This window comes from Rhodococcus sp. PAE-6 (assembly GCF_025290685.1).
GTDB classification, from domain to species: Bacteria; Actinomycetota; Actinomycetes; order Mycobacteriales; family Mycobacteriaceae; genus Rhodococcus; species Rhodococcus pyridinivorans.
Genome location: NZ_JAOCLZ010000007.1, coordinates 160,696 through 174,518, shown reverse-complemented (window position 1 = coordinate 174,518; position 13,823 = coordinate 160,696). Strand labels below are relative to the sequence as shown.

The following is a 13,823-nucleotide window of genomic DNA, read 5'->3' as shown; positions in this document are numbered from 1 at the left end:
GGGATTACCGGCGGGTCGTGTCGGCGCACCTGCGACTCGCGTCGGCGCACCTGCGACTCGCGGTCACCACGCCTTGCGGTGCTCGTGCCCGTGCTCGTCGCGCCGGTAGCGGGTGGTGTGACGGTCACCGGGGCGCTGGTTCTGCGCGTCGAAGGCCTGCCGGTAGAGCAGGGCGTGCACCTGCTGGACGTCAGGGATGTCGTCGAACTCGATGGGATCGTCGGCGGCGGACACCACGACGAGCGTGCCGGTCCGGAGCATCCGGTCGACGAGGCCGTGCCGGAACTGGACGTTGCTGATCCGGCCCATCGGGATGTCGATACCCGTGTGGGTGAGCACACCGGTGCGGACGAGGACGCGCCGGTCGGTGACGATGAAGTGCGTGGTGAGCCACCCGACGAAGGGAGGGACGCACCGCCAGCCGACGAGGCCGATCCACGCCGCGGCCACGGCGAGGCCACACCAGGTCGCGGCGGCACCGTCGAGCCGCGCCTGGACGAGTCCCACCAGGAAACCGGCGACCATCGTCGACACGAGGAAGGTGGCCGTCGGCAGTACGAGAGACTTCCAGTGCGGATGCCGGTGCAGCAGCAACTCTTCCTCGGGTGCGAGGGCGTCCTCCGGGTATCCCATACCGCCCACGATGGCATATGTCGGTCTTGTACCGATGCGAGCAGTCGCAGGGTGCTCAGACCGGTCGCAGATGTGTGATGTCGCCCGCAGCGACCGCCACGGACTCTTCCCCGCCGTCGGGGCGGATCACGATCCGTCCCTGGTCGTCGACGTCGGTCGCGACGCCGTGCAGTTCGGTGTCGCCGGGCAGGATCGCACGGACGCGCTGCCCGACCGTGCCGCATCGTTCGCGGTAGGCCGCGGCGAGTTCGGTGGTGTCCCATCCCGCCCGGGCCCACGCCCGGATCCGCTCGCCGAAGCCGGCGAGCAGCGCCTGCGCGAGCGGCGTGCGATCGAGTTCGGTGGCGTCCTCGAGCAGCAGCGAGGTGGCGGTGGGGACGGGCAGTTCGTCGCGTCCGAGGGTGGCGTTGATGCCGATGCCAGCGACGACCGTGGGCACCGGCGAGGTGGCCGCGACCTCCACGAGGATCCCGGCGAGCTTGCGTCCGTCGACGAGGACGTCGTTGGGCCACTTCAGTTGTGCCGCAACGCCGGTCACGGATCGCACAGCGTCGACGGCGGCGATGCCGCACAACAGCGGGAGCCAACCGAGGTTCTGCAGCGGGCACTCGGGCAGCCGCAGCAGGACCGACACGATGACCTGCGCGCCGGGCACACCGTTCCAGGTGCGGGAGTGGCGACCGCGGCCGCCGTGCTGGAACTCGGCGAGCAGCACGCGACGGTCGTCGCCGGTCGCGGCGACGGCGAGCAGATCCGCGTTCGTCGAGGCCGTGTCGGCGACGACGTCGAGACGTGTGTAGAAACCTTCGCGCTCGACGCCGACGAGGGCATCGCGCAACGCCGCCTCGTCGAGCGGTGTGCGGAGGGCGACGAGATCGGTCGTGGGCCGGTCGGATGCCATGTACACAGCCTAAAGTGGGCCTTCGCCACCTACCCGCCGGTAGGTCCGGAGCGGTGGTCCGGCCTTCGGGACCTCGATGCAGCGGCCTTGTATGACGATCGCTAAGCTGACTGGCCATGACCACTGTCCAGGAGCCGTCCGCGCCCGAGGCGGCGAGTACGCCCGATATCCACACCACCGCCGGCAAGCTGGCCGACCTGCGCAACCGTCAAGCACAGGCCAAGGTCCCGGTCGGTGAGGCCGCAGTCGAGAAGGTTCACGCCAAGGGCAAGCTGACCGCTCGCGAGCGCATCCAGGCGCTCCTCGACGAAGGATCGTTCGTCGAACTCGACGCCCTCGCTCGCCACCGCAGCACCAACTTCGGCCTGGCCGACAACCGTCCGCTCGGCGACGGCGTCGTCACCGGCTACGGCACGATCGACGGCCGCGACGTCTGCGTCTTCTCGCAGGACGCCACCGTCTTCGGCGGCAGCCTCGGCGAGGTCTACGGCGAGAAGATCGTCAAGGTCATGGACCTGGCCCTCAAGACCGGTCGTCCGCTGATCGGCATCAACGAAGGCGCCGGCGCGCGCATCCAGGAAGGTGTCGTCTCCCTCGGTCTCTACGGTGAGATCTTCCACCGCAACGTGCAGGCCTCCGGTGTCATCCCGCAGATCTCGCTGATCATGGGCCCCGCGGCCGGTGGTCACGTCTACTCCCCCGCTCTCACCGACTTCGTCGTGATGGTCGACCAGACCAGCCAGATGTTCGTCACCGGCCCGGACGTCATCAAGACCGTCACCGGCGAGGACGTCACGATGGAGGACCTCGGCGGCGCCCACACCCACATGGTCAAGTCGGGTGTCGCGCACTACGTCGCCGACGGCGAGCAGGACGCCCTGGACTACGTCAAGGACCTGCTGTCCTACCTGCCGAGCAACAACCAGGCCGCTGCACCGCGCCTCGCGCCGAGCGACCCGATCGAGGGTGCGATCGAGGACTCCCTCACCGCCGAGGACATCGAGCTCGACACGCTCATCCCGGATTCACCGAACCAGCCGTACGACATGCACGAGGTCATTCGTCGCCTGCTCGACGACGACGAGTTCCTCGAGGTCCAGGCCGAGCGCGCGAAGAACATCATCGTCGGCTTCGGGCGCGTCGACGGCCGCAGCGTCGGCATCGTCGCCAACCAGCCCACGCAGTTCGCCGGCTGCCTCGACATCGACGCGTCCGAGAAGGCCGCGCGCTTCGTCCGCACCTGCGACGCGTTCAACGTGCCGATCATCACGCTCGTCGACGTTCCCGGCTTCCTGCCCGGCACCGAGCAGGAGTACAACGGCATCATCCGCCGCGGCGCCAAGCTGCTCTACGCCTACGGCGAGGCGACCGTCGGCAAGATCACGGTCATCACCCGCAAGGCCTACGGCGGCGCGTACGACGTCATGGGTTCCAAGCACATGGGTGCCGACGTCAACCTCGCATGGCCCACCGCGCAGATCGCCGTCATGGGTGCCTCCGGCGCCGTCGGCTTCGTCTACCGCAAGCGCCTGCTCGAGGCCGCCAAGAACGGTCAGGACGTCGACGCGCTGCGCCTCGAGCTGCAGAACGAGTACGAGGACACCCTGGTGAACCCGTACGTCGCCGCCGAGCGCGGTTACGTCGATGCGGTGATCCCGCCGTCGCACACGCGCGGACAGATCGTCTCCGCGCTGCGCCTGCTCGAGCGGAAGATGGTTTCGCTCCCGCCGAAGAAGCATGGAAACATTCCGCTGTGACGCTCGGCGGCAGGACCGGGCGCAGCTCGGTCCTGCCGCGACCGTACGGCGTAGCACGTCGCCGACGACGTGCGATGAACCCGAGAGAGGGATCGACATGACAGCGACCCGGTGGGCATCCGATGCCTGTGTGGACGCGTACCCGGGGGGTGCCCTGTGACAGCGACGGCAGAGGACAAGATCATCACCGAGTTCGAGGTCGAAGAGCAGCCGCCCGCGGTCGAGGCCACGGCCGCCGACGACGCGACCGAAGCCGCCCAGGAGAGCACCGCGGTCGCCGAAACCGCGGCTGCCATCCGCATCGTCAAGGGCAACCCCGCCGACGAGGAGATCGCGGCTCTCGTCGCCGTGCTCGCCGCCGCCGCTGCGTCGGCGGGCGACGAGGTGGTCGACACCCGGCCGCCCGAGACCTGGGGCGATCCGACGCGGACGCACCGGCAGTGGGCGCCGTTCTCGCCGTATTCGTACCCGAACCGCGGCTGACATGCCCCGGCTCGTTCTGGCCTCGGCTTCACCCGCCCGCCTCGCGGTTCTCCACGCGGCGGGCGTGAAGCCGTTGGTGCAGGTGTCGGAGGTCGACGAGGACGCGCTCATCGCGTCCCTCGGCCCCGGCACGCCGCCGGCACAGGTGGTCACCGAGCTTGCCCGCGCCAAGGCCACCGACATCCTGCCCGTCCTGCGCGAGCAGAAGCTGCGCGACGCCGTCGTCATCGGCTGCGACTCGATGCTGCTGATCGACGGCGCTCTGCAGGGCAAGCCCGGCACCGTCGAGGCGGCCCGCGAGCGCTGGCGGGCGATGGCCGGCCGCAGCGGCGAGCTGCTCACCGGTCATGCCGTGCTCCGTCTCCGCGACGACGAGGTCGTCGCGGAGGCCGCCGACCACAGCGGCACCGTGGTGCACTTCGGCATCCCCACGGACGAGGAACTCGAGGCCTATCTCGACAGCGGTGAGCCGCTCGAGGTGGCCGGGGCCTTCACGCTCGACGGTCACGGGGGCTGGTTCGTCGAGGGCATCGAAGGCGATCCGTCGTCGGTGATCGGCATCGGGCTCCCGCTGGTGCGGCGCCTCCTCGCCGAGGTCGGCATCTCCGTCGCCCGGTTGTGGGCCGAGAACGCCGCGATCCCCGTCGAGGCGCTCGAGAACTGAGCCGTACCAGGCACTATCGGGCCGTGCCGCCGTACAAGGTCTTCTGCAACGAGCCCACCATCGCCTCGGCCTTGGTCTTCGCACGTTCGGCATCCACGCCGTGGAACATCTCGTCCACGGTCCCGCACCACAACTGCAACCACCGCTCGAACCGGGCGGGGGTCAGTCCGTGGTGTCCGTGCAGCGCCCGGTGCACCGGCACGAACGCTCCGCGATAGCGGGTGGTGCGGAAGAGGATCTGCTCCCAGAAGTCGCCGACCACTACCAGATGGTCGTCGAGTCCGATCACGGCGAGGACGTCGAAGGCCGGCGCGAGCACGGGATCGTCGAGGGCCCGTTCGTAGAACCGCCGGACCAGCAGGTCGATGTGCTCCCGCGATGCGAGCTCGACCGGGGCCGGCCGGTCGCCGTGGGTGTCACTGCGGGTCACGTCCCGTCACGGTACCGCCTAGAATCGACGGCGCACCTGCCACCACAGCCTCAGGAGCCCATGTGCCCGTCGCACCCGATAGCAACCCTTCGTTCGCGGTATACGCCGATCCCAACCGTCTCGTGTCGACGGAGTGGTTGTCCGCTCATCTCGGTCATCCCGAAGTGAAGGTCGTAGAGTCCGACGAGGACGTCCTGCTCTACGACGTGGGGCACATCCCCGGTGCGGTGAAGATCGACTGGCATCTCGATCTCAACGACCCCGTCACCCGCGACTACATCGACGGCGAGCAGTTCGCCGCGCTCATGGATCGCAAGGGCATCCGCCGCACCGACACCGTGATCATCTACGGCGACAAGTCCAACTGGTGGGCCGCCTACGCACTGTGGGTCTTCACCCTCTTCGGCCACGAGGACGTCCGCCTGCTCGACGGTGGACGCGACGCGTGGATCTCCGAGAACCGCGACACCACCCTCGACATCCCCGCCGCCACGACGAGCGGTTACCCGGTCGTCGAGCGCAACGACGCCCGGATCCGCGCATTCAAGGACGATGTCCTCGCGCACCTGGGCAAGGGCCCGCTGGTCGACGTGCGGTCGCCGCAGGAGTACACCGGCGAGCGCACCCACATGCCCGACTACCCGGAGGAAGGCGCCCTGCGCGGTGGCCACATCCCCACCGCGGTGTCGATCCCGTGGGCGAAGGCAGCGGCGCCCGACGGCCGGTTCCGTGCGCGGCCCGAACTCGAGGAGATCTACGGCGACATCGACCAGGACGCCGACGTGATCGCCTACTGCCGGATCGGCGAGCGCTCGAGCCACACCTGGTTCGTCCTCACCTACCTGCTCGGATACTCGAACGTGCGCAACTACGACGGTTCGTGGACCGAGTGGGGCAACGCCGTCCGCGTGCCCATCGCCAAGGGCGACGAGCCCGGAGAAGCGCCGGCCGCATGAGCATTCCCGCCCCCCTCGCCGAGATCGTCGACGACTTCGCTGCCGTCGAAGGTCAGGACAAGCTGCAGTTGCTTCTCGAATTCAGCCGCGAGCTCCCGCCGCTTCCCGCCGAACTCGAGGAAGCGGCGATGGAGCCGGTGCCCGAGTGCCAGTCGCCGCTGTTCCTGTCCGTCGACGCATCCGACCGGTCGCAGGTGAAGCTCCACTTCAGCGCACCCGCCGAAGCCCCGACCACCCGCGGATTCGCATCGATCCTGCAGCAGGGACTCGACGGTCTCAGCGCACAGGAGATCCTCGACGTGCCCGACGACTTCTATGCCTCGCTCGGTCTCGCCGAGGCGGTCAGCCCGCTGCGGCTGCGAGGGATGAGCGCGATGCTCACGCGCATCAAGCGGCATCTCCGAACCTGACGCGGTCATGGAGTTCACCGAGCTCGCCGACTACCGGATCCCCCCGGGCGTTCTCACCGAATGGCTGCCGTGTGCGGCCGAGGACGACTGGCGCGAGGACCCTCGTCCCGCCTCGTACATCCACGAGGCGCATCTCAGGCGCACCTCGGGGGTCCGGTACGGCGGGGGCCGCGACTCCTGGCTCGGCACGGCCTTCGAGGTCCCCGGGCCCCTCGACACCGAGCGGTTCCGGCGGGCCCTGCAGCGCTGGATCGATCGGCACGAACCGCTGCGCAGCCACGCGCACCTCGACGAGGAGCAAAGCGGCGGCGGTCTGGTGCGGCGCACCGCTCCCCCCGGCCGGGTGTCGGTGCGACCCATCCGGCACGATCCCGCCGATCCCGACACCATCCACGAGCACCTGCTCGGTCTGTTCGACGACTACACGACCCCGCACTTGTGGCCGTCCTACGTCTTCGCGACGCTCGAGCGGACACCGGACGGGGATCCCGACAGCGCAGAAAGCGCGAAGGACACCGACGAGCGGTTCACAGTCTTCTTCGGCGCCGACCACTCCATCATCGACGGGTACTCGGTGGTGCTCGTGGCGCACGAGATCTCGGCGCTCTACGAGGAGGAGCGCACCGGTCGCGCCGCCGACCTGTTCCCGGTGGGCAGCTACATCGACTTCGGCGCCGCCGAACGCGACGAGTCCGCGCATCTCGACGACGACGACGAGGCCGTGCAGATCTGGCGGCGGACCCTCACCGAATGCGGCGGCGAACCGCCCGCCTTCCCCCTCCCGATCGGGGCGCGACCCGCGCACGCCACACCCCAGCAACGACTGTCGGAACGCTGGTTCGACGACGACGAGGCGAGCGCCTTCTCCGCATGCTGCCGACGCGCCGGGACGGGATTCTTCGCCGGCGTGCTGGCGTGCTTCGGCCGGGCGACGGCCGAACTCACCGGTGCGGATCGGTTCCGGACCGTCGCGCCCGCGCACACCCGCGCCGGGCCGATCTGGGCGGGTTCGCTCGGATGGTTCGTCGGCCTGCGTCCGATCGATCTGAAACTCACGGACACAACGGATTTCGAGACCCTGGCGATGCGGGCCGGCGACGAACTGCACCGCACCCGCGCGAGCGCACGAGTGCCGTTCGCGCGGGTGGGCGAACTCCTCGGCGTGCCCATCCGTCCACGTTTCGTCGTCTCGTACATGGACGTGCGGTTCGTACCGATGGCCGCCCAGTGGCCCGAATGGAACGCTCAGGCGCTGCGCAGCCGCAGCTTCACCCACGACGTCTACGTCTGGATCAACCGCACGCCCGAGGGTGTGAACATGTCGGCGCGATTTCCAGACAATACGGTCGCGGACAAGAACGTCCCGAGCCTTCTGACGCGCACCCGCGAACTGATGCACGAGGTCGCGGTGGGTGGACCGTGGATCGCACGGCCGGAAACGGCGGCAGTCCCACCTACCGGTGAGTAGCATTGTGCACTCGAACGGCCGCCGTAATGTATACGGGCATCCGGTTACATCGTCGATCCGAATGGCGCTTAGACTGCCCGTCGACGGAAATAACCTAACGATCGATCAACAGGAGGCTCCGTGCCCAGTCATGCCAGCGCGCAGATCACGAAGGTGCTCGTCGCGAATCGCGGCGAAATCGCTGTGCGGGTCATCCGAGCCGCCAAGGACGCAGGCTACGGCAGTGTCGCCGTCTACGCCGAACCGGACGCAGACGCACAGTTCGTGAAGCTCGCCGACGAGGCGTTCGCACTGGGCGGCAACACCTCGGCCGAGTCCTACCTGGTGTTCGACAAGATCCTCGACGCCGCGGCCAAGTCCGGCGCCGACGCCATCCACCCCGGCTACGGCTTCCTCTCCGAGAACGCCGACTTCGCCCAGGCCGTGATCGACGCCGGCCTCATCTGGATCGGCCCCTCGCCGCAGTCCATCCGCGACCTCGGCGACAAGGTCACCGCCCGCCACATCGCCGAGCGCGCCAAGGCTCCGATGGCGGCCGGCACCAAGGACCCGGTCAAGAACGCCGACGAGGTCGTCGAGTTCGCCGAGAAGTACGGCGTGCCGGTCGCGATCAAGGCCGCTTTCGGCGGTGGTGGACGCGGCATGAAGGTCGCGCAGACCATCGAGGAGATCCCCGAGCTGTTCGAGTCGGCCACCCGTGAGGCCGTCGCCGCCTTCGGTCGCGGCGAGTGCTTCGTCGAGCAGTACCTCGACAAGGCCCGCCACGTCGAGGCCCAGGTCATCGCCGACCAGCACGGCAACGTCATCGTCGCCGGCACTCGCGACTGCTCGCTGCAGCGCCGCTTCCAGAAGCTCGTCGAGGAGGCCCCCGCGCCGTTCCTGACCGACGAGCAGCGCAAGCGCATCCACGACTCCGCCAAGGCCATCTGCCGCGAGGCCGGTTACTACGGCGCCGGCACGGTCGAGTACCTCGTGCAGGGCGACACCGTCTCCTTCCTCGAGGTCAACACCCGCCTGCAGGTCGAGCACCCGGTCACCGAGGAGACCGCCGGCATCGACCTCGTGCGTCAGCAGTTCCGCATCGCCAACGGCGAGAAGCTCGAGCTCACCGAGGATCCGACCCCGCGCGGCCACAGCTTCGAGTTCCGCATCAACGGTGAGGACGCCGGTCGCGGCTTCCTCCCCGCTCCCGGCCCGATCACCGTCTACAAGGAGCCCACGGGCCCCGGCGTGCGTGTCGACTCGGGTGTCGTCGCCGGCGACGTCATCGGCGGCCAGTTCGACTCGATGCTCGCCAAGCTGATCGTCACCGGTGAGACCCGCGAGCAGGCGCTGCAGCGTGCTGCCCGCGCGCTGGCCGAGTTCGAGGTCGAGGGCCTGGCCACGGTCATCCCGTTCCACCGCCACATTGTCGAGAACCCGGCGTTCGTGGGCGACGGCGAGAAGTTCGACGTCTACACCAAGTGGATCGAGAACGAGTGGGACAACACCATCGAGCCGTACACCGGTGGTGCCCCGATCGAGGACGAGGACGAGGCCCTGCCGCGGCAGACCGTCGTCGTCGAGGTCGGCGGACGCCGCGTCGAGGTGTCGCTGCCCGGGCAGTTCTCGCTCGGCGGTAACGGCGGCGGCGCCGGCGTGATCCGCAAGAAGCCCAAGCCCCGCAAGCGCGGTGGCGGCGGCGCCGGCAAGGCGTCGGGCGACGCGGTGACCGCACCCATGCAGGGCACCGTCGTCAAGGTCGCGGTTGCCGAGGGCCAGGAGGTCGCCGAGGGCGAGCTCATCGCCGTGCTCGAGGCCATGAAGATGGAGAACCCGGTCAACGCCCACAAGGCGGGCGTCGTCACCGGCCTGGCGGTCGAGCCGGGTGCCGCGGTCACCCAGGGCACCGTGCTCACCGAGATCAAGTAGGACCCCGCCCGAGCAACGCTCGAGCAGTACGGCCGACGGTCCCCCGCATCGCTCACGATGCGGGGGACCTCGCCGTATCGGGCCCCCGTGACCGGCTCATGCGCGCGAAAAACCACTAGCCTGGAGTCATGGCCGACCGCCCCGACATCCGCATCGGCACCGCCGAGCGTGAAGAAGCCGTAGCGCTGCTCGGCGAGCACTTCGCCGCGGGCCGTCTCAGCCTGGCGGAATTCGACGAGCGGGTCGCACTCGCCACGCAGGCCACGGTGCGCGGAGACCTGATCCCCCTCTTCGCCGACCTGCCCTCGGCGCCGGCCGCGATGGCCACCACCGGGCCACGCGATCTGGCGGAACAGCTGCTCACGTTGGTTCCGTTCATCCTGGTCGCGCTGCTCGTGATCGTCGTCTTCCGGCACCCGATCGCGCTGCTCATCGCCTTCGGTGTGCTGTTCGTCGCGGGTCGCCGGGCCTACCGGCTCCTCGGCGAGGGCCGCGGGCCGTCCTGACCTCGCGGTACCCGGCCGCGTCCTCCTGCTTTTGCGGAGATCCTGTTGCGGAGATCCTGTAGTGGAGATCACAGCCCTTCGAGAGGTGCCCGTGGCTGTTGCCGGTCCGACGGCACAGGTTAGTGTGGCCGGCATGCCCGAACACCCCGACATCCGGATCGGCAACGCAGAACGCAGTGAGGCGCTCGACCTGCTCGGCGAGCACTTCGCGCTCGGCCGGCTGACGCTGTCGGAGTTCGACGAACGCAGCGCGAAGGCGTCGGCCGCGACGACGCGGGGTGATCTCCAGGTGCTGTTCACCGACCTGCCCGCCCACGTCACCGAGCTGCCCACCACGACCCGCGACGACCTTCCGGTGATCGCCCCGAAGAAGGCTCCCGATCGCTGGCGCGAGGTCGTGATGGGGCTGACCCCGCTCGTCGCGCTCGTGTTGTTCTTCACGTTCGACACGTGGTTGTTCTTCCTGCTGATCCCCGCCGTGGGCATCGTCCTGTTCGCCGGTCGCGACCGGGACGGGCACAGTACCGAGGACGGCAGCACCAACGCCCGGCGGGACGAGAAGAAGAACGCCTGAACCGTGCCGTCCACGCTCCTCCGGCACCGCGCTCTGCCGCTGATCGTCGCGGTCGTCGTCATCACTGCGATGCTGCTCTCCCCCGGCGGCACCGTGCCGAGCGGCCCGCCACACGCCGACAAGGTCACACACGCACTGATGTTCCTGGCCCTCGCGCTCTGCTCTCGCTACGCCCGCATCTCCCCCGTCGTCACCCTGGTGTGGCTGGGCCTCTACGGCGTGCTGACGGAGATCCTCCAGGCCACCGTCGCGGTCCGGCGCTCCGGATCGTTCTGGGACTGGTGCGCCGATCTCGTCGGCGTTGCGATCGGCCTCGCCGTCGCGGCCGTCGTCAACTCACGTTCTCGCACGCGGTCGAAACCGTAAGCATCAACCCGTGATTCGTCACAAAACCTGCCGCTGGTAGCCTCCTCCGCGCCGACAGTCCGACGGGGGATCGGACGGGCTGCTCACGGGGGAACGAATGTCGCAGGAACAGATCGCGGACGCACTACCGACGGTGCTTCCGCCGTATCTCTATCTACCCTGCGCGGAAGTGGTCTCGGATCCGGCCGATGCCACCGTCGACTATCGGTATCTCAGCGACGGCCGCATCGCGCTGCTCGCCTACACGGCACTCGACCGTCTCCACTCCTGTTGCGGCGCCGGCCAACCGTGGCTGGTGCTGCCCACGCACGTGCTCCCGCGACTGCGTGAGGCACAGCCGTGGGATTCGCTGCTGCTCGACGTCCCGATATCCGAATCGGAACGTCGACACCCGGCCTCCGGAGACGCGAAATGAGCCTGTACGTCGATCCCGACGAACTCGATCGGGCTGCAGGCGTCTACACGGGTGCGGCCACGGACACCGCGGATCTCGTCGACACCTGCCCCACGAGCGTGGACGCGGGTCTCGCGACCGGCCCGCTCACCGGCATGCTTGCGCAGATCGTCACCGACCTCGCCGGCATGGTCGAGCTCCTCGGCGGAACGGGTGGCCTGCTGACGACCACAGCGCAGACGTACCGGGACGCCGACGACGAGACCGCCGCCGCGCTCGTCCGGGCCTGGTCGGAGTGACCGTGCCGATCGACACCTTCATCGCCGGCAGCCCCACCGATATCCGACGGGTCGAGGACTGGATCCGCACGACGCTGGGCACCACGATCGGGAACGTCGCCGACGCCGCGGCCCGGGCGCGTCGCATCGCCGACGACGCTTGGGAGGGCGACGCTTCCGAGACCTACCTCGACAGGTCGAGCGAACACGTCCACGCCATCGACGATTTCCACGCGCGGATATCGAAGACCGCCGATGTCTTCGCGGGCCTGGCGGGCGAACTGTCGCGCGCCCTGTCCGACATGGCCGACATCCGCGCTCGCGCCGCGGCCGCGGGACTGTCGGTCGTATGCAACACGATCGGTAATCCTCCCCCGGGTGACGACGAAGCCGCTTTCCGAAGGACCTTGGCGTATCAAGAAGCGAACGCAGCCGCCGAGGCGGTGCACGCTCGCTGGTCGGTCGCAATCGCAACTGCCGTGAACACCTGGACCGGACACGTGTGGTCCGCGACTTTTCTGACAACCACCGGGTTCGACTCCGCCGACCTGTACCGGAGTGGTCGGGTGAAGGCATTGCTCGAGCTTCAGGAAAATCTTCGTAACGCAGCACTCCTGTCGATGGAACGATTTCTCGCACTGCCGGACGGCACACCCTACGGTGAACTGCGACGTCTGTTCGATATCGCTCAGCAACCGCTTCAAGACCTCGCCGACACAGGCAGACACCTCGACGACGCGGTACCGCTGTCCCGAACTGCCGCCAGAGTCGCAGGGGCCGCAAACGCTCTCGGTTTCGTCGCCGGCGTAGGGCTGGACTATTTCGCCGGTGGCGAGTCGCTCGAACAGGCTGTGGCCTCCAACAGCGCGGGCCTGATGGCATCGATGACGACCGGCGCCGCGGTAGGAGCCGCAATCGGATCGGTCGTTCCCATTGCCGGGACCGCTGTCGGCACTGTAATCGGTGTGCTGGCGGGAACCGCCGGCGGAATCTTCACATCCGGCATGGTCGACCACATCTACGAGTCGGGCACGACCTCCGCCTTGGGAACGATCATGGCCGGGGTGAACGAACTCGGAAGTGCAGCAGACGCTACGGCTGATCTCCTCGGCGCGACCGTCGGTGGAGTGACGCGACTGGGACGAGGAGTTCTCGATGCAGTTTTCTGACGGTTCCGACCTCCGCACATACGGAAATCCGCGGGCACTGTACGTCATCGTCTTCACAGCCGTCGTCGGCCTGTTGTTCCCCGCACTTCTCGTCGGCGTCTTTGTCGAACAGGCAACAGCAGGAATGCCACTCGAAGCACCCACCGGCACGACCTTCCTGTTGGCTCTGGGAGCGACCGTTCTGGTGTATCCGGTGATCGGTTTCCTCATGTACAGCCCACGCACCCGAGCGGAGCACATCGTCGCGGAAACCGAAACCGACTCCCCGGCCTTGGTTCTGCGACAGTCACCTTCGGTCTTCTGGGCCGCTCCCGTTCAGATCGGGATGCTGACGCTGATGTTGCTCGCCGCCGTCTGGACGACCCCGAACGCCGGAGACCGGACGAGCGAGAACGTGATCATGACGATCGTCGTCTGCTCGTGGCAGGTCGGTTTCTACTTCTTCGTCGCCCGGCGGACGCTGCGCCCCGGCCGGATCGCACTCTCCGTGGACGGAATCCGCTTCAGCGATCACGCCACCGACACCTGGATACCCTGGAACGCCACGGCATCCGGCGTTCAACCCGATCCTCTGTACGTCGTGCTGGTCGCCCTGCGGCAGTGGGGCGCCGGGACGAGCGCACGAGTTCCGTTGCCGTGGCGGATCCTCGACGACCGGAAGCGCAACGATCTGCACGTCTCGTCCCGTCGTGCCCCCGGCTACTCCGCCCGCATCGACCGGCGCCGGTTCGAGATCGCACCCGAACTCCTCGACGCCGTGCTCGACCACTATCTCCGCGACCCCGACGCCCGCGCCGAACTCGCCGATCCCGACGCTGTCGCACGCCGAGTCGACGAGCTGCGCTCCTACGCACCCGGACCGCGGTGGCGACGCTACGGTCCGGTCCCCGTGCCGACCCTGAGCACGCCGGCGCCGAGGTGAC

17 protein-coding genes are annotated in these 13,823 nt (G+C 68.6%); 14 read left to right on the top strand and 3 right to left on the bottom strand.

The window, feature by feature from the left end; all coding sequences use genetic code 11:
* Positions 1 to 63: 63 nt before the first annotated feature.
* Together NVV99_RS15880 and NVV99_RS15875 are read right to left on the bottom strand one after the other, a co-directional pair.
* Entirely contained in the window at positions 64 to 633 is a 570-nt protein-coding gene (locus NVV99_RS15880) for a PH domain-containing protein (RefSeq protein ID WP_024101523.1), read from the bottom strand.
* Between the two features lie 55 nt (positions 634 to 688).
* The gene (locus NVV99_RS15875) at positions 689 to 1,534 is read right to left on the bottom strand and encodes a biotin--[acetyl-CoA-carboxylase] ligase (protein ID WP_041803412.1); all 846 of its coding nucleotides are present in this window, start codon (positions 1,532 to 1,534) and stop codon (positions 689 to 691) included.
* A gap of 116 nt (positions 1,535 to 1,650) precedes the next feature.
* On the opposite strand from NVV99_RS15875, the gene NVV99_RS15870 reads away from it, so the two are divergent.
* The 3 genes from NVV99_RS15870 to NVV99_RS15860 all read left to right on the top strand — a co-directional run bounded on the left by NVV99_RS15870 (position 1,651) and on the right by NVV99_RS15860 (position 4,438).
* Positions 1,651 to 3,291 carry an acyl-CoA carboxylase subunit beta gene (locus NVV99_RS15870; protein WP_019288520.1) on the top strand — a complete coding sequence of 547 codons (1,641 nt, stop codon included), beginning with the start codon at positions 1,651 to 1,653 and terminating at the stop codon, positions 3,289 to 3,291.
* Positions 3,292 to 3,447: 156 nt separating this feature from the next.
* Positions 3,448 to 3,774: an acyl-CoA carboxylase subunit epsilon gene (locus tag NVV99_RS15865; RefSeq protein ID WP_006550181.1), complete on the top strand. Its 327-nt coding sequence runs from the start codon at positions 3,448 to 3,450 to the stop codon at positions 3,772 to 3,774.
* Between the two features lies 1 nt (position 3,775).
* Entirely contained in the window at positions 3,776 to 4,438 is a 663-nt protein-coding gene (locus tag NVV99_RS15860) for a nucleoside triphosphate pyrophosphatase (RefSeq protein ID WP_006550180.1), read from the top strand.
* A gap of 13 nt (positions 4,439 to 4,451) precedes the next feature.
* Here the strand turns inward: NVV99_RS15860 and NVV99_RS15855 are convergent, their stop codons facing one another.
* Positions 4,452 to 4,868, bottom strand: coding sequence for a group III truncated hemoglobin (locus tag NVV99_RS15855; RefSeq protein WP_019288521.1), 417 nt, complete (start codon positions 4,866 to 4,868; stop codon positions 4,452 to 4,454).
* Between the two features lie 62 nt (positions 4,869 to 4,930).
* Here NVV99_RS15855 and NVV99_RS15850 point away from each other — a divergent pair, with 62 nt between their 5' ends.
* From NVV99_RS15850 to NVV99_RS15800, 11 genes are all read left to right on the top strand, one after another.
* Complete coding sequence (locus NVV99_RS15850) at positions 4,931 to 5,824, top strand: sulfurtransferase (RefSeq protein ID WP_024101525.1); 894 nt, start codon at positions 4,931 to 4,933, stop codon at positions 5,822 to 5,824.
* Positions 5,821 to 6,234, top strand: a complete 414-nt coding sequence (locus NVV99_RS15845; protein ID WP_006550177.1) for a SufE family protein — start codon at positions 5,821 to 5,823, stop codon at positions 6,232 to 6,234. The genes NVV99_RS15850 and NVV99_RS15845 overlap by 4 nt, the downstream gene beginning before the upstream one ends.
* Before the next feature lie 7 nt (positions 6,235 to 6,241).
* Positions 6,242 to 7,702: a condensation domain-containing protein gene (locus tag NVV99_RS15840; protein WP_019288523.1), complete on the top strand. Its 1,461-nt coding sequence runs from the start codon at positions 6,242 to 6,244 to the stop codon at positions 7,700 to 7,702.
* A 120-nt stretch (positions 7,703 to 7,822) separates the two neighbouring features.
* The gene (locus NVV99_RS15835) at positions 7,823 to 9,613 is read left to right on the top strand and encodes an acetyl/propionyl/methylcrotonyl-CoA carboxylase subunit alpha (RefSeq protein ID WP_024101526.1); all 1,791 of its coding nucleotides are present in this window, start codon (positions 7,823 to 7,825) and stop codon (positions 9,611 to 9,613) included.
* Between the two features lie 128 nt (positions 9,614 to 9,741).
* Positions 9,742 to 10,119: a DUF1707 domain-containing protein gene (locus NVV99_RS15830; RefSeq protein ID WP_006550174.1), complete on the top strand. Its 378-nt coding sequence runs from the start codon at positions 9,742 to 9,744 to the stop codon at positions 10,117 to 10,119.
* A gap of 133 nt (positions 10,120 to 10,252) precedes the next feature.
* On the top strand, positions 10,253 to 10,693 hold the full coding sequence (locus tag NVV99_RS15825; RefSeq protein WP_024101527.1) for a DUF1707 domain-containing protein: 441 nt from the start codon (positions 10,253 to 10,255) through the stop codon (positions 10,691 to 10,693).
* 3 nt (positions 10,694 to 10,696) lie between these two features.
* On the top strand, positions 10,697 to 11,059 hold the full coding sequence (locus NVV99_RS15820) for a VanZ family protein (RefSeq protein ID WP_024101528.1): 363 nt from the start codon (positions 10,697 to 10,699) through the stop codon (positions 11,057 to 11,059).
* A 97-nt stretch (positions 11,060 to 11,156) separates the two neighbouring features.
* Positions 11,157 to 11,474 carry an SAV_915 family protein gene (locus tag NVV99_RS15815; protein WP_024101529.1) on the top strand — a complete coding sequence of 106 codons (318 nt, stop codon included), beginning with the start codon at positions 11,157 to 11,159 and terminating at the stop codon, positions 11,472 to 11,474.
* Entirely contained in the window at positions 11,471 to 11,752 is a 282-nt protein-coding gene (locus tag NVV99_RS15810; protein ID WP_024101530.1) for a hypothetical protein, read from the top strand. The genes NVV99_RS15815 and NVV99_RS15810 overlap by 4 nt, the downstream gene beginning before the upstream one ends.
* Before the next feature lie 2 nt (positions 11,753 to 11,754).
* Positions 11,755 to 12,900, top strand: coding sequence for a hypothetical protein (locus NVV99_RS15805; RefSeq protein ID WP_242411738.1), 1,146 nt, complete (start codon positions 11,755 to 11,757; stop codon positions 12,898 to 12,900).
* Complete coding sequence (locus tag NVV99_RS15800) at positions 12,887 to 13,822, top strand: hypothetical protein (RefSeq protein ID WP_024101532.1); 936 nt, start codon at positions 12,887 to 12,889, stop codon at positions 13,820 to 13,822. Before NVV99_RS15805 ends, NVV99_RS15800 begins: the two co-directional genes overlap by 14 nt.
* Position 13,823: the final 1 nt, after the last annotated feature.